At 67.9% G+C, this 16,174-nt stretch carries 12 protein-coding genes; all 12 read left to right on the top strand.

Annotated features, from left to right (window positions below; translation table 11 throughout):
* The first annotated feature begins 14 nt into the window (after window positions 1–14).
* The 12 genes from QTH97_RS28945 (at window position 15) to ligD (ending at window position 16,173) form a co-directional block, all read left to right on the top strand.
* Window positions 15–638 carry a TetR/AcrR family transcriptional regulator gene (locus QTH97_RS28945; RefSeq protein ID WP_286572019.1) on the top strand — a complete coding sequence of 208 codons (624 nt, stop codon included), beginning with the start codon at window positions 15–17 and terminating at the stop codon, window positions 636–638.
* Window positions 639–699: 61 nt separating this feature from the next.
* Window positions 700–1,854, top strand: coding sequence for an ABC transporter substrate-binding protein (locus QTH97_RS28950; RefSeq protein WP_286572020.1), 1,155 nt, complete (start codon window positions 700–702; stop codon window positions 1,852–1,854).
* Window positions 1,855–1,995: 141 nt separating this feature from the next.
* Window positions 1,996–3,024, top strand: coding sequence for a branched-chain amino acid ABC transporter permease (locus tag QTH97_RS28955; protein ID WP_286572076.1), 1,029 nt, complete (start codon window positions 1,996–1,998; stop codon window positions 3,022–3,024).
* Window positions 3,021–4,847, top strand: a complete 1,827-nt coding sequence (locus QTH97_RS28960) for a branched-chain amino acid ABC transporter ATP-binding protein/permease (protein ID WP_286572021.1) — start codon at window positions 3,021–3,023, stop codon at window positions 4,845–4,847. The genes QTH97_RS28955 and QTH97_RS28960 overlap by 4 nt, the downstream gene beginning before the upstream one ends.
* Window positions 4,844–5,584 (top strand): ABC transporter ATP-binding protein, encoded by a 741-nt coding sequence (locus tag QTH97_RS28965; protein WP_286572023.1) that lies wholly within the window; start codon window positions 4,844–4,846, stop codon window positions 5,582–5,584. Before QTH97_RS28960 ends, QTH97_RS28965 begins: the two co-directional genes overlap by 4 nt.
* Window positions 5,585–5,723: 139 nt before the next feature.
* The gene (paaZ, locus tag QTH97_RS28970) at window positions 5,724–7,769 is read left to right on the top strand and encodes a phenylacetic acid degradation bifunctional protein PaaZ (protein ID WP_286572024.1); all 2,046 of its coding nucleotides are present in this window, start codon (window positions 5,724–5,726) and stop codon (window positions 7,767–7,769) included.
* A 273-nt stretch (window positions 7,770–8,042) separates the two neighbouring features.
* Window positions 8,043–8,915: a Bug family tripartite tricarboxylate transporter substrate binding protein gene (locus QTH97_RS28975; RefSeq protein ID WP_286572077.1), complete on the top strand. Its 873-nt coding sequence runs from the start codon at window positions 8,043–8,045 to the stop codon at window positions 8,913–8,915.
* Window positions 8,916–8,978: 63 nt separating this feature from the next.
* A complete protein-coding gene (locus QTH97_RS28980; protein ID WP_286572025.1) occupies window positions 8,979–10,748 on the top strand; it encodes a GAF domain-containing sensor histidine kinase in 1,770 nt (589 codons plus the stop codon).
* Between the two features lie 11 nt (window positions 10,749–10,759).
* Window positions 10,760–11,356, top strand: coding sequence for a response regulator transcription factor (locus QTH97_RS28985; RefSeq protein WP_286572026.1), 597 nt, complete (start codon window positions 10,760–10,762; stop codon window positions 11,354–11,356).
* Between the two features lie 79 nt (window positions 11,357–11,435).
* Window positions 11,436–11,816 carry a response regulator gene (locus QTH97_RS28990; protein ID WP_286572027.1) on the top strand — a complete coding sequence of 127 codons (381 nt, stop codon included), beginning with the start codon at window positions 11,436–11,438 and terminating at the stop codon, window positions 11,814–11,816.
* Window positions 11,817–11,973: 157 nt separating this feature from the next.
* Window positions 11,974–13,452, top strand: coding sequence for a DUF1254 domain-containing protein (locus QTH97_RS28995; RefSeq protein WP_286572028.1), 1,479 nt, complete (start codon window positions 11,974–11,976; stop codon window positions 13,450–13,452).
* Window positions 13,453–13,542: 90 nt separating this feature from the next.
* Window positions 13,543–16,173 carry a DNA ligase D gene (ligD, locus tag QTH97_RS29000; protein WP_444813482.1) on the top strand — a complete coding sequence of 877 codons (2,631 nt, stop codon included), beginning with the start codon at window positions 13,543–13,545 and terminating at the stop codon, window positions 16,171–16,173.
* Window position 16,174: the final 1 nt, after the last annotated feature.

Here is a 16,174-nt window from a genome sequence, read left to right on the forward strand (position 1 = left end):
GCACAAGGAACCCCATGGCCCGCGGACGCTCCCCCGGATACGACGACCAGCGCGAAATGATCCTGGAGCGCGCCGCGCTGCTCTTCGCCAACCGGGGCTACTCCGCGACCTCGATGAACCAGGTGGCGGAGGCGTGCGGCTTCTCGAAGGCGCTGCTCTATCACTACTACCGAGACAAATACAGCCTGCTCGTGAGCATCGCCGAGAACCACGTGTCGCGCCTCGAAGACCTCGTGGTTGACGTCGAAGTGCAGAAGCTGGCGCCCGAGGCCAAGCTGCGCGAGCTGATCCGCCGCTTCGTCGAGGAATACGCCGGCGCCAAGAATGCCCACCGCGTGCTGACCGAGGACGTCAAGTTCCTGGAGGAGGAGGATCGCCGGCGGGTGCTCGACACGCAGCGCAAGGTGGTCAACGGATTCGCGCGCGCCGTGGCCGAACTGCGGCCCGACCTCAAGAAAGCCTCGCTCGCCAAGCCGCTGACCATGCTGCTCTTCGGAATGATCAACTGGATGTTCATCTGGATGCGCCCCGACGGCGAACTCGACTACGACGCGATGGCGCCCGTGGTCGCGGATCTCTTCCTCGGCGGGCTGCCGGCCGTGAAGCTGCCGCAGCGCATCGTGCCGGTCGACGCCTGACCGCCAGCCCCAGTTTCCCAACCCCAACGATTTCTTAACCAACCACAACGGAGACAACCGTATGAAGTACTTCAAACCCCTCGCGCTGGCCGCGATGCTGCTGGCCTCGGCGCTCGCGCAGGCCGACATCAACGTCGGCGTCACGGTCTCGGCCACCGGCCCGGCGGCGTCGCTCGGCATTCCCGAGAAGAACACCATCGCGCTGATGCCCAAGACCATCGGCGGCCAGAAGATCAACTACATCGTGCTCGACGACGCAAGCGACACGACCGCCGCGGTGAACAACACGCGCAAGCTGATCTCCGAGAACAAGGTCGACGTGATCCTGGGCTCGACCACCACGCCGAATTCGCTCGCGATGATCGACGTGATCTCCGAGGCCCAGACGCCGATGATCTCGATGGCGGCATCGGCACGCATCGTCGAGCCGGTGGACGCCAAGAAGCGCTGGGTCTTCAAGACGCCGCAGAACGACATCATGATGTCGCTCGCCATTGCGGAGCACATGGCCGCCAACGGCGTGAAGACGGTCGGCTTTATCGGCTTCGCCGACGCGTACGGCGAAGGCTGGTTCCAGGAGTTCACCAAGGCGGCCGAGCTGAAGAAGCTGCAGATCGTCTCGAACGAGCGCTATGCGCGCACCGACACCTCCGTCACCGGCCAGACGCTGAAGCTCATGTCCGCGAAGCCTGACGCGGTGCTGGTTGCCGGTTCCGGCACGCCGGCGGCGCTGCCGCAAAAGAGCCTGAAGGAGCGCGGCTACACGGGCAAGGTCTACCAGACGCACGGCGTCGCCAATGCCGACTTCCTGCGCGTGGGGGGCAAGGACGTCGAAGGCACCTTCCTGCCCGCCGGACCGGTGCTCGTTGCGGAACAGCTTCCGGCCAGCAATCCGGTGAAGAAGTCCGCGCTGGCATACGTCTCTGCCTATGAGGCGGCGAACGGCAAGGGCACGGTCTCGACCTTCGGCGCGCATGCGTGGGATACGGGCCTGCTGATGGCTGCCGCGGTCCCTGTCGCGCTCAAGAAGGCACAGCCCGGCACGCCGGAATTCCGCGCTGCACTGCGTGACGCGCTGGAGCAGGTCAAGGAACTGCCGGGTGCGCATGGCGTGTTCAACATGACGGCCAACGACCACCTGGGTCTGGACCAACGCGCGCGCGTGATGGTCAAGATCGAGAACGGCGCGTGGAAATACCTTCCCCCGAGCCCCTGACATGGATCGGGTTCGTAGTTTGAGCCCGTCGAGTCGCACCCTGCCAGGAATACCGCGGAACCGGCTTTGCCGGGCCGCAGGTGTTGCCCCCTGCAAGGGGGCGTGCGGCCACACGAAGTCGGCAAGCATGGGGGTGTGGTGATGGACTTGCAGATCGCCCTGTTGCTGGGGCAGGATGGCATCGTCAATGGCGCGGTCTACGGACTGATGGCGTTGGCCTTGGTGCTGGTGTTTTCCGTCACGCGGGTGATCTTCATCCCGCAGGGCGAACTCGTGGCCTTCGGCGCCTTGTCGATGGCCGCACTCCATGCCGGGCGCGTGCCGGCCACGCTGTGGCTGCTGCTCGCTCTCGCTGTCGCGACGCTCGCGGTCGAGGGCTGGCGCTGGAAGCGCGGCGCGACGGTGGAGTGGAGGGCCACGCTGGTATGGACGGTCGCGTTCCCCGTGCTGGCCAGCGGCATGGTGCTGGGCCTGCGGCCGACGACGCTGGCCTTGCAGGCGGTCACCACCCTGCTGCTGATCACGCCGCTCGGGCCGCTGCTGTACCGGCTGGCCTACCGGCCGCTGGCGGATGCGACGGTGCTGATCCTGCTGATCGTCTCGGTCGCGCTGCACGGCGTGCTGGTCGGCATGGGCCTGCTCTTCTTCGGCGCCGAAGGTTCGCGCACGCCGGCTTTCTCGGAAGCCCGCATCGACCTGGGCGGCGTGCCGATCACTGGCCAGTCGATGGTGGTGGTGGGCGTTGCCTTTGCACTGGTGGTTCTGATGTTCCTCTTCTTCGAGCGTTCCATCGTCGGCAAGGCGTTGCGCGCCACGGCGATGAATCGGGTCGGCGCGCGGCTCATGGGCATTCCGACCGACCTGTCGGGTGACCTGAGCTTTGCGCTGGCCGCATTGATCGGTGCGGTGTCGGGTCTGCTCATTGCGCCGCTGACCACGGTCTATTACGACACTGGCTTTCTCATCGGGCTCAAGGGCTTCGTCGCCGCCATCGTCGGCGGGCTGGCGAGCTATCCGATCGCGCTGCTCGGCGCATTGCTGGTCGGCCAGCTCGAAGCCTTCTCTTCGTTCTGGGCCAGCGCATTCAAGGAAGTGCTTGTGTTCACGCTGATCATCCCTGTGCTGTGGTGGCGTTCACTGCACAGCCGCCACGTGGAGGACGAGGAATGACGCGGCGCCATCTCACCCTGCTGTGCGTCGTGGCGCTTGCGCTCTGCTGGCCGTGGCTGCCAGAGTTCACCGTCACGATGTTCAGCTACATCGGCCTCTATTCGATGGTCGCCGCGGGGCTGGTCATGCTGACCGGCATCGGCGGCATGACCTCCTTCGGGCAGGCCGCTTTCGTTGCCATCGGCGCCTATGCCACGGCTTGGGTCTGCACGTCGCCCGCTGCCGCGGCGGCGCTGGGCGGCGTGATCGCTCCGGGCCTGTTGCCGTGGGTCGGACTGGTGCTGGGTCTCGCGCTCACCTTCCTCGTCGCATGGGGGCTGGGCGCCATCACCCTGAAGCTCTCCGGCCACTACCTCCCGCTGTGCACGATCGCGTGGGGGCTGAGCCTCTACTTCCTGTTCGGCAACCTGGAGTTCCTCGGCGGCCAGACCGGCATCACCGGCCTGCCGGCGCTCACCATCGCGGGCATCTCGCTCGCGTCGCCGCGCGCGCTGGGACCGCTGATCTGGGCCGCGTTGCTGCTGGCGCTGTGGGCGCTGCACAACCTGCTCGATTCGCGCGAAGGGCGCGCCATCCGGGCGCTCAAGTCGGGCCGGGTGATGGCCGAGTCGATGGGCGTCGACACCGCGCGCTACCGCGTGAAGGTGTTCGTGCTCGCGGCGCTGCTGGCGGCGCTGTCGGGCTGGTTGTACGCGCACATGCAGCGCTTCGTGAACCCGACGCCCTTCAACCTGAACATCGGCATCGAGTACCTCTTCATGGCCGTGGTCGGCGGTGCGGGGCATCTGTGGGGCGCCGTGCTGGGTGCAACGCTCATCACGCTGGTCAAGGAGCAGTTGCAGGACATCCTGCCGAAGCTGCTCGGCGCGAGCGGCAACTTCGAGGTGATCGTGTTCGGCCTGCTGATGCTCTTCGTGCTGCAGCGCTTCGCCGAAGGGCTGTGGCCGACCCTCGCGCGCGTGACCGCGCGCTTCCTGAGGCCGGAGCCCGTGCGCGAGGCCAAGGCCATTGCGCCCCTTGCCAGCCGCAAGCTGCCCGCATCCGGCGAGATGCTGCTGGAGGCCGACAAGGTCACCAAGCGCTTCGGCGGACTCGTCGCCAACAACGCGGTCGCGATGACGCTCAAGGCCGGCGAGGTGCATGCGCTCATCGGCCCCAACGGGGCCGGCAAGAGCACCTTCTTCAACATGATCTCCGGCGTGGACGACCCGACCGAAGGGGAAGTGCGCCTGATGGGCGAGACGATGAACGGCAAGCCCTCGCGCGACTACGCTGCGCGCGGGCTCGGCCGCACCTTCCAGCATGTGCGCCTGCTCGGCACGCGCAGCGTGCTGGAGAACGTGGCGCTCGGTGCGCACCGGCGCGGGCACCGCGGCTGGCTGTCCGCGATGCTGCGGCTGGACCGCGCCGAGGAAGCCGCCCTGCTGGCCGAGGCACGCCGGCAGATCGAGCGCTGCGGCCTGGGCGAGCATGCCGATGCGCCGGCCGCATCGCTGGCGCTGGGACAGCAGCGCGTGGTGGAGATCGCCCGCGCGCTGGCGGGCCAGCCCGCCGCGCTGCTGCTCGACGAACCCGCCGCCGGCCTGCGCCATCTGGAGAAGCAGGCGCTGGCGACGCTGCTTTCGCAATTGCGCGCCGAGGGCCTGGGCATCCTCGTCGTCGAACATGACATGGAGTTCGTCATGAACCTTGCCGACCGCATCACGGTGCTGGAGTTCGGCGCCGTCATCGCCGAAGGAACGCCCGCGCAGGTGCAATCCAACCCCCGTGTGCTGGACGCCTACCTGGGCGGCAGCGACGAACCGATTCCGATGGCCGCATGAAAGCTCTCTTCGAACTCCAGAACTTCAGCGTCGCGTACGGTGCTGTCGAGGCCGTGCACGGCATCGAGTTGCGCGTGGACGAAGGCGAAATCGTCACCGTCATCGGCCCCAATGGCGCCGGCAAGACGACCCTGCTGTGCGCCGCGATGGGCCTGCTGCCTTCCACCGGCAGCCTCACGCTGGCGGGCGAGCGCATCGCGCGGCCCAGCGTGGAGGCGATGGTCGCGCGCGGCGTGGCGCTCGTGCCCGAGCGGCGCGAGCTCTTCGGCGAGATGCCGGTCGAGGACAACCTGCTGCTGGGCGGTTTCTATCGCTGGCGCACCGGCAAGCGCGACCAGCGGGAGCGCATGGAGGAGGTCTTCGCAATCTTTCCGCGACTCAAGGAGCGCCGTGCGCAACTCGCCAGCACGCTCTCGGGCGGCGAGCGCCAGATGCTCGCCATCGGCCGCGCGCTGATGGCAAGGCCGCGCCTGCTGATGCTGGACGAACCCTCGCTCGGCCTCGCGCCGCTCATCGTGCGCGAAGTGCTCCACGTGGTGTCGTCGCTGCGTGCGCACGGCGTCTCGGTGCTGCTGGTAGAGCAGAACGCCCGCGCCGCCTTGCAGGTGGCCGACCGCGGCTACGTGCTGGAGACCGGCGCGGTGGCGCTGACCGGCGAGGCCGACGCGCTGCTGCACGACCGGCGGATCATCGACACCTACCTCGGGCTGGGCAACAAGAACGCGGTTGTGGCATGAAGCTCGCCCCCAGCCTCGCCCACTTCGTGTGGCTCGGACACCCCCACCCCGGGGGCAACCCCGGCGGTCCGGCCGAGCCGGTTCCGCGGGGTTCGCGGCCTCCCGCGTGAACGCAAAACTGATTCCTTCGGAGAAATTCATGACCCAGATCCTTCAAAGCTTCATCGGCGGCCGCTGGCTCGGCGAACAGGGCGCGCAGACGCTGCGCAGTGCCGTCAACGGCCGTCCGGTCGCGAGCACGCATGCCGAGTCGATCGATTTCGGCGAGGCGCTCCACCATGCGCGCAGCGTCGGCCTGCCCGCGCTGCTGGCCATGGACTTCCAGCACCGGGCCCAGCGCCTGCGCGCCATCTCGAAGTACCTGGCGGAGCACAAGGAAGAGCTGTACGCCATCTCGGCCCATACCGGCGCGACGCGTGCCGACAGCTGGATCGACATCGAAGGCGGTGCGGGCACGCTCGCGGCCTATGCGGGCATCGGCGCCGGCGAGCTGCCTTCGGGCAACCTCGTGCACGAAGGCCCCGTGATGCCGCTCGGCAAGAAGGGCGGATTCGCCGGAACGCACATCCTTGTGCCTCGCCATGGCGTTGCGGTGCATATCAATGCCTTCAACTTCCCGGTGTGGGGCCTTCTGGAGAAATGGGCGCCCAGCTTCCTCGCGGGAATGCCCTGCATCGGCAAGCCGGCGACCTCCACCAGCTACCTGACCGAAGCGCTGGTGCGCCTGATGCACCGCTCGGGCTTGCTGCCGGAAGGCAGCCTGCAACTCGTGATCGGCAGCACGGGCGATCTGCTCGACCGGCTCGACGGCTCCGACGTTGTCACTTTCACCGGCTCGGCAGACACCGCTGCCAAGCTGCGCGTGCACCCGAACATCGTGAGGCATTCGATCCCCTTCAACGCCGAGGCCGATTCGCTGAATTGCGCCATCCTCGCGCCCGATGTGTCGCCCGACGACGAGGAGTTCGATCTCTTCGTCAAGGAAGTCGCACGCGAGATGACGGTCAAGTCGGGCCAGAAGTGCACCGCCATCCGCCGCGCCATCGTGCCGCGCCAGCATCTGGACGCGGTCGCCGAGAAGCTTCGCGCACGGCTCGCGAAAACGGTGGTGGGCGATCCGTCGCGCGAGGACGTGCGCATGGGCGCACTCGCATCGCACGCGCAGCAGGCCGACGTGGCCGAGCGCGTCCGCACGCTGATGGAAGGCGCGGAACTGGTCTACGGCGACCGCGACGGCTTCTCGCCGCAGGGTGAGGGCGTGGCCGAAGGCGCGTTCTTCTCGCCCACGTTGCTGCTGTCGCGCGACCCGCTGCGGCACGACGCGGTGCACGACGTGGAAGCCTTCGGCCCCGTGAGCACGCTCATGGCGTATGACGGCCTGGACGAAGCGCTGGCGCTCGCCGCGCGCGGACGCGGCAGTCTCGTCGGGACGCTGGTCACCAAGGACCCGGCGACGGCAGCGAAGGCGATTCCCGTGGCTGCGGCACACCACGGCCGGCTGCTCGTGCTCGACCGCGAGGCTGCGGTCGAATCGACGGGCCATGGCTCGCCGCTGCCTTTCCTCAAGCACGGCGGCCCCGGCCGCGCGGGCGGTGGCGAGGAGCTGGGCGGCCTGCGTGCGGTCAAGCATTACCTGCAGCGCGCGGCGGTGCAGGGCTCGCCCACGATGCTCGCGGCCATTACCGGCGAGTACATGCGCGGCGCCAAGTTGCGCGAATCGGAGCTGCACCCCTTCCGCAAGCACTTCGAGGACCTGGAGATCGGCGATTCGTTGCTGACGCATCGCCGCACCGTGGGCGAGGCCGACATCGTCGCCTTCGGTGGCATCTCCGGCGACTATTTCTACATGCACTTCGACGAGGTCGCCGCGAAGGAGAGTCCTTTCGGCAAGCGCATCGCGCACGGCTACTTCGTGCTGTCCGCGGCGGCGGGCCTCTTCGTCTCGCCGGCGCCGGGGCCGGTGCTCGCCAACTACGGGCTCGACACGCTGCGCTTCGTCAAGCCGGTGGGCATCGGCGACACGATCCGTGCTCGGCTCACCTGCAAGCGCAAGATCGACCGCCAGAAGAAGGACGCCAACGGCGTCGGCCAGGGGGTGGTGGCCTGGGACGTGGAAGTGACGAACCAGGACGGCGAACTCGTCGCGAGCTACGACATCCTGACGCTGGTCGCCAAGCGCGGCTGAGGCATCCGCCTGGTGCGCCATGCGGTTGGCGCACCGGCGTTCGCGCGCCGGGGCTGGCATAAGGCCTAGCCCGTTCGGCATAGCGGCGCCTTGCAATGCGCAAGCGGCTGCGCTCAAATCCGCGTGCTCCCCGGCTCAAGATTCAACAACAAGGCGGAGCGAGGATGAAGTCCCATGAAGCGGCGAGTTTTCTTGCAGATGTCTTCAGGGGCCCTGGCCGCTTCGGTGGCGAGCGCAACGCGCGCTGAGGACTCCGGGCCAGCCGTGACACTCATGGTCGGCTTTCCGCCTGGCGGTCCCACCGACGGGATGGCGCGCGTGCTCGCCGATCCCTTGCGGGAGTGGCTTCGTAGCCCCGTCGTCGTCGAGAACCGCACCGGCGCGAGCGGCCGGATCGCCGTGTCGGCTGCTGCGCGCGCGCCCGTTGCGGGGCGCACGCTGCTGCTGTCGCCCGGCGCGACGCTCACGATCCAGCCGCACCTCTATCCCGACCTGCCGGGCGACCCGGTGAAGCTGCTCGTGCCGATTGCGCTCCTCGGCGTCACCGATCTGTCCGTCGTGGTGGCGGCGGACCATCCCGCCGAAGACATCCAGGGCCTGATGCGATGGTTCCGTCAGAACCCGGCCTTGGCGACCTGCGGTACGGCCGGCGTGGGCACCGTGGCGCATCTCGCCATGGTCGAGCTGGGCTCCAGGACGGGCACCGACGTGCGGCCGGTCCACTATCGCGGCGCGCTGGAGGAGATGGCCGCACTCGTCGAAGGCAGTCTCAAGGCGGCGGCCGTCATTCCGTGGATGGCGCTGCCGTTCAAGCAGGCCGGCAAGGTCCGCGTGCTGGCGACGACGGGCACTTCGCGCTCTCCGCTGCTGGCGGACGTCCCGACGATGCGGGAGTGCGGCATCGATCTCGTCGCGCGCGAATGGGCCGGTCTGTTTGCGCCCGCGGGCACGCCGCCGGAGGCGATCGCGCGATTCGGCGATGCCGCCCGTTCCGCGCTGGTGACGCCGTCCGTGCGGGCGTCGTTCGCAAAGTACGGCCTGGAGACGGGCACGGCCGTGCTCGGGGAATTCGCCGCACTCGTGACGGCGGACTACGACCGCTGGGGACAGACCGTCCGGCGCGGCGGCATCAAGGCGGAGTCCTGAACGAGCATGGGTGCGTCGTTGCCACTGGACACGCCGAACGACCTCCCGAGGTTCGAGCGCCTGTTGATCCAATTGTCGGCGCGCTTCATCAGCCTGCAGCCGGCGGAAGTCGATGCCGCCATCGATGCCGCGGTGAAGTCGATCGTCGATACCCTCGACATCGATCGCTGCACGCTGCTGCGCCTGTATCCCGACAAGGCCTCCTTCACCCGCGTGAACACCTGGACGCGCGGCAGCTATCCGCCTGCGATCCTGTGGGAGCGGGTCACGGCCTATCCGTGGTCCACGTCGATGCTCAACCGCGGACAGGCCGTCGTGTTCAGGGCGACGGACGAACTCCCGCCCGAGGCGGCCGAGGACAAGGCGACCTTCGACCGCAGCGAGGCCAAGTCGATGGTCGCGATGCCGCTGGTGGTGGCGGGCGAGGTTTTCGGTGCACTCAACTTCCTCTCCATGGGCGCGCACCGCACGTGGCCTGACGAGTTGCTGGCCCGGCTGCGGCTGGTGGCGGAAATCTTCGGCAATGCCATCGCGCGCAAGCACGCGCAGCAGGAACTGGAGCAGATGCTCGCCTTCGAGCAGATGCTGGCGGACATCACCGCGTCGCTGGTCTCGCTGCCCTCGGGCGAAGTGGATCGCGCCATCGACGCCGGCCTGCAGCGCACGGCCCGCTTCCTGGGCATGGAGCGCGCGACGCTGTGGCGCTTCGACGCGGACCGGAAGGGCATGTCGCCCACGCACTTCTGGATCACGGAGGGGCCGTCGATGCCGACGACGGCCAGCAGGCACACGCTCCCGTGGGTCGTGCAACAGCTTGGCCGGGGAGAGGCGGTGCAGGTGCATCGCCTCGACGACTTGCCGCCGGAGGCGGACACGGACCTGGCGACGCTGCGGGCGCTGAATGCGGTGTCGATGCTGGCCGTGCCGATGCGCATCGCGGGCGTGGTGGTCGGCGCGTTCTCGCTGGCGACGCTGCATGCGGGCCGCGAATGGTCGGGTGCATTCGTCCCGCGTGTGCGGCTGCTCGGCGAAGTGTTCGCGACGGCGCTCAGCCGCAAGGAGGCGGAGCGGCGCGTGTCCGAGGCGCAGGCCGAAGCGGCGCAGCACCGGGAACGCCTCGCGCATCTGGTGCGCCTGCACACGGTGGGCGAGATGTCCGCGGGCATCGCGCACGAGGTCAACCAGCCGCTGGTCGCGATCGAGAACTACGCCCTCGCGGCGCGCCGGCATGCGTCGGCCATCGGCCATCCGGAGCTGGCCAGGGTGTCCGGGCTGCTCGACAAGATCGTCGCGCAGTCGAGCCGTGCCGGAGAGGTGATGAGGAAGATGCGATCGATGGTGCGGCGGCACGAGTTCGAGATGACGCGCCTGGGCGTCGGCCAGACGGTGAAGGAATCGCTGCGCTTCGCCGAGATGGAAGGCCACCTGCATGACGTCGCGATCCGTCTGCAGCTCGCCGATGGCCTGCCCGACGTGATCGGGGACGACATCCAGATCCAGCAGGTCATGGTCAACCTCATCCGCAATGCGAGCGACGCCATGGCGAATCTTCCCGACACGGCCGAGAAACGGCTGATCATCGACGTGGGGACCGCCGACGACCTGCGCCACATCCAAGTGCGCGTCGCCGACAGCGGACCCGGTTTTGCGAAGGGCGACATCGACCGCATCTTCGAGCCCTTCGTATCCACCAAGGCGGCGGGGCTCGGCGTGGGCCTGTCGATCTGCCGCACCATCGTGGAGGCGCACGGCGGCCACCTGAGCGCCCGCAGCGGCGACGAGGGCGGCGCCGTCTTCGAGTTCACCCTTCCCTGCATCGACGAGGCCGGCTGATGAATGTTCCCGTGACTGTTTTTATCCTGGACGACGACGAGGCGGTTCGCGATTCGATCAAGGAACTGGTCGAATCGGTCGGCCTTGCCGGCGAAGCCTTCGGCTCCGCGAACGAGTTCCTTGCCGCCTACGACCCGGGCCGGGCGGGCTGCCTCGTGCTCGACGTGCGCATGGCCCGCACCAGCGGCCTCGCGCTGCAGGCGAAGCTCAACGAGATGAAGGCGCCGATCCAGATCGTCTTCATCACCGCGCATGCGGATATCCCCACCGTCGTCGAGGCCATGCGCAACGGCGCAGTCGGATTCGTCACCAAGCCCTACCGCGAGCAGGAGCTGCTGGACAACATCAACGAGGCCCTGTCGCGGGACGCCGCCGTCCGCAGCGTCGCCACCCGCGACGACAGCTACCTGCGCATGCTCGACGCGTTGACGGAACGCGAGCGCGAGGTGATGCAACTGGCGGTCCAGGGGCTGCCGAGCAAGGTCATCGCGCAGCGGCTGGGCATCAGCCACCGCACGGTCGAGCTGCATCGCAGCCGGTTGCTGGAGAAGCTCGGCGTGGGGTCGATGGTCGAGCTGATCCGCCTCGCCGCCGAGCGCCGCGCCTGACGCGTCGGGCGCTACCTACGTGGAAACGGTATTCGCACGTATACCGCGCAAGTGAGGGCCTGTCGCAAGCTGTGCCCTGTTGACCTACCCTAACCCCAGCGTCTATCTGATCGAGCCCGATCCTGACGAAAAGGCGCGGCTGGCCGCCGTGCTCGCCGGGTTCACGCATGCGGTCGTCGCCCTCGATGGCGCGCGCGCCTTTTTCGCCGTGCGCCCGGTCGAGGAATACGCCTGCGTGCTCGCCGCCCTCGAACTGCCGGACATGGACATCCTCGATTTCGTCGCCTCGGCCGGCCGCATCCTGCCGGTGATCGTGCTCGGGCGCACCGATGAGCTGTGCGTCGCGGTCGACATCATGCGCGCCGGCGCGGTGGACTTCCTGGAGCGGCCCAGTGATGCCCGACGGTTGCGTGCGGCGGTGCGTGGCGCGACCAAGGGGCTGCAGCCCGGCGAGCCCTGAAACCGCCGGCGACCGGGGCGTGGGCGAAGGCGTACGTGATGCCACGTACCCGGGCCGAAGCCGGACCGGATGCCCGCGCTCACGGGTGGGTTCTTTCCCATATTGCGCATGGACTGGGCGAAGGCGGACACTTCGCCGGTGCGACGAAGGAGTTCCGATGATCCGATTCCAACGCTTTGGCTGCAGCTTGCTGCTTGCACTGGTCGCGGCCATGCTCGCCGCCGGCTGTGCCGGCAAGAATGATGCGGTTTCCCAGGCCGCACGGGCGGACAAGGCCGCGGGTATCGCTGCGCCAGGCATTGCCGAGACCAAGGCCATCGCCGAGGAAGCCTTCATCTACGGCCTGCCTCTCGTCATGAACTACGCGGTCATGAATGAGTACGCGGTGGACAAGGGCGGGCCGCAGTTCAAGGCGCCGTTCAACCAGATCAAGAACGAGGCGCGCGTCTACACCTACCAGGACACGGCCGTCGTCACACCCAACAGCGACACGCCCTATTCCATGCTGTGGATGGACCTGCGGGCCGAGCCGATGGTGATCTCGGTACCGGCGGTGGACAAGAAGCGCTACTACTCGGTGCAGCTCGTCGACGGCAACACGTACAACTTCGGCTACGCCGGCAGCCGCGCCACGGGCAATGATCCGGGCAGCTACATGGTGGCCGGTCCCGACTGGAAGGGTCCGACGCCCCCTGGCATCCGGAAGGTGTTCGCTTCGACCACTCCTTTTGCGGCGGCCATCTTCCGCACGCAGCTCTTCAATCCGAAGGACATGCCGGAGGTGGTGAAGGTGCAGGCCGGCTACAAGGCGCAACCGCTGTCCGCCTTCCTGAAGCAGGCGCCGCCGCCGGCCCCGCCGACGCTCAAGTTCCTTCCGGCCACCACCGCCGGGATCAAGGACAACTTCTTCGAGTATCTCGACGCCGCCCTCCTCTACGTTCCGCAGACGCCGGACGACGCAGCCGTACGGGCCCGGATCGCGCGCATCGGCGTCGGCCCGGGCAAGACCTTCGAGTTCAAGGACCTGTCGCCCGAGCACAAGGCGGCCGTCGGCCTCGGGATGAAGGAAGGCGAGGAGAAGATCGAGAAGCGACTGACCAGCGGGACGAAGGACATCAATGGCTGGAGAGTGGGCTCGGCCTTCGGCGACCGGAACTTCTACAAGGGCAACTGGCTGCTGCGCGCCGCCGCGGCCAAGGGCGGCATCTACGGCAACGATGCGGTGGAGGCCACCTACCCCATGACGCGAACGACCGCGGCCGGCGAGACGCTGGACGGCAGCAGGCACAACTACACGGTCACCTTCCCGGCGGGGCAGCTGCCACCGGTGAATGCGTTCTGGTCGGTCACGATGTACGACGGCAAGAGCCAGCTTCTCATCAAGAACCCGATCAATCGCTACCTGCTCAACTCGCCCATGCTGCAGGGCATGAAGAAGAACGCGGACGGCTCGATCACCCTGTATATCCAGAACAAGTCGCCCGGCAAGTCGCTGGAGAGCAACTGGCTGCCGGCGCCCGCTGGCCCGATGTACCTCGTGATGCGGCTGTACTGGCCCAAGACATCGCAGCCGTCGATCCTGCCCGCTGGCGAAGGCACCTGGAAGCCGCCAGGCGTGGTGGTGGCGTCGAAGTAGCCGCCGTCCGGCCCTGACGCCTGCGGACGCCGTGTTCCTACATCGGCGCGCGAGCGTGCAAATTAGGGTGCCAGCCTGGAGAAATACGCCATGCCCGCATCCAAGCACTCCCCGAAGACCGCGCGGCGCAAGGCCGCCGGAGGTGCCGCGACCATGAGCAGGCCGAGTGCACGCGAAGCGCTGGCGCCGTACCACCGCAAGCGCGACTTCAAGAAGACGCCGGAGCCTCGCACCGGCGGCAAGTCGGCCAGCGGCACGCTGTCCTTCGTCGTGCAGAAGCATCACGCGAGCCGGTTGCACTACGACTTCCGGCTAGAACTCGACGGCACGCTCAAGAGTTGGGCGGTGCCCAAGGGGCCCTGCCTCGATCCGACCGTCAAGCGCATGGCCGTGCATGTGGAGGACCATCCGGTTTCCTACGCCAGCTTCGAGGGCACCATCCCGCCCAAGCAATACGGCGCCGGCACTGTCATCGTGTGGGATCGCGGCGAATGGGCCGCCGAAGGCGATGCGCGCAAGGCCCTGGCGGAAGGCAAGCTGAAGTTCGAGCTGCGTGGCGACAAGTTGAAGGGCCACTGGACACTGGTGCGAATGCGCGGCAATGGCGAAAAGCAGGAGCCCTGGCTGCTCATCAAGGAAAGAGATGCCGAAGCGCGCCCGCTCGCAGACTACGACATCGTCGAGGCCCTGCCCGACAGCGTGCTGACCGGCAGGGACGTCGACGACCCGCCGCACATCACCTACGGCAAGCCGGCGCCGGCGGAGAAGAAAGACAAGGAGAAAGCGCCGGCCGCGCGCAGGAAGGCCGCCGCGAAGAGCACCGAGGCGCCCGGACGCAAGGCCGCGTTGCCTGTCGCCTTGGCGCCGCAACTGGCAACGCTCGCATCGGCGCCACCCGCCGATCCGGACGACTGGATCTACGAGCTGAAGTTCGACGGGTACAGACTTCTGACGCGCATCGACGGCGACAAGATCCAGTGCATCACGCGCAACGGCCACGACTGGACTGCGAAACTGCCCAAGCTGGCGAAGGCGCTCGCGAAGCTGCCCACGCGCTCGGCGTGGCTCGACGGAGAGATCGTGGTCGACGGCGAGAAAGGCGCGCCCGACTTCCAGGCGCTGCAGAACGCGTTCGACAGCGGTGCCACGGCATCCATCGTCTACTGGCTCTTCGACGCGCCCTTTCTTGATGGGCGAGACCTGCGCGACTTGCCGGTGGAAGAGCGTCGCGCGCAGCTCGCCGGCCTGCTGGGCGAGAAGGCGCCGGAAGCGTTGCGGCTCAGCGAGGCCTTCGAGGCGTCGCCGCGCGATCTGCTGGCGTCGTCCGCGCACCTGGGCTTCGAAGGCATCATCGGCAAGCGCAAGGGGTCGGGCTACGTCTCGCGCCGCTCGCCGAACTGGGTCAAGCTCAAGAACCAGCGGCGGCAGGAGTTCGTGATCGGCGGCTATACGGCGCCGCAGGGATCGCGCTCGGGCTTCGGCTCGCTGCTGCTGGGCGTCTACGACGACGAGGGCGCGCTGCAGTACTGCGGCAATGTCGGCACAGGCTTCGACGCTACCCGGCTCGCCGACATCAAGGCGAAGCTCGACAAGCAGCGAACCGACGCATGCCCCTTCGAAACGCGGCCCACCGGCGTCAAGGCGCAATGGGTCAAGCCCGCGCTGGTGTGCGAGGTGTCCTTCGGCGAATGGACGCGCGAAGGGCGCATCCGCCATTCGGTGTTCCAGGGCCTGCGCGCCGACAAGCCGGCCCGCCAGATCCGCCGCGAGACAGCCGAGGTGCCCGAACTCGCGCCGGCGAGTACCGCCACCCGCACCGGCCAAGGAGCCACCAAGCCCATGACGCAGCGCATCACCAACGCCGACCGCGTGATCGACAAGCAAAGCGGCACCACCAAGGGCGAACTCGCGGCCTTCTACCACCAGGTGGCCGAACTCATCCTGCCGCATCTCAAGGGCCGGCCCGTGTCGCTGGTGCGCGCGCCAGAGGGTGTCGGCGGCGAACTGTTCTTCCAGAAACACCTGAAGCAGGACGAACTGCCGGGGGTCAAGCTGCTCGATCCGGCACTCGACCCGGGCCACGAGCCGCTGCTGCAGATCGACACCGAGCGCGGACTGATGTCGGCCGCGCAGATGAACGTGATCGAGCTCCACACCTGGAACGCGACCTCCAGTGCCATCGGCAAGCCCGACCGCATGACCTTCGATCTCGACCCCGGCGAAGGCGTCGCCTGGGCGCGCATGCAGGAAGCGGCCCTGCTGGTGCAGACGCTGCTGACCGAACTCGGCCTGCCGGCCTTTCTCAAGACCAGCGGCGGCAAGGGACTGCACGTGGTGGTGCCGATTCGGCGCCACTACGACTGGGACACGGTCAAGGGCTTCTCGCAGGCAGTGGTGCAGCATCTCGCGGACACCATTCCAGACCGCTTCGTCGCCAAGAGCGGTCCGCGCAACCGCGTGGGCAAGATCTTCGTGGACTACCTGCGCAACGGATTCGGTGCGACGACGGTGAGCGCCTGGTCGGCGCGCTCGCGTCCGGGGCTTGGCGTGTCGGTACCGCTCGCGTGGGATGAGCTTCCCACGCTGACGAGTGCGTCGCAATGGACCGTGCGGAACATCGGGCGACGCGTTCCCACGGGCAACAAGCCTTGGGAGGGGATGGAGAAGAGCCGCAAGTCCATTGGGGCGGCGATGAAGATGCTGGGGTACGCGCCGGAGTGAT

Origin of the sequence: Variovorax gracilis (assembly GCF_030317115.1) — a bacterium.
Taxonomy (GTDB): domain Bacteria; phylum Pseudomonadota; class Gammaproteobacteria; order Burkholderiales; family Burkholderiaceae_C; genus Variovorax; species Variovorax gracilis.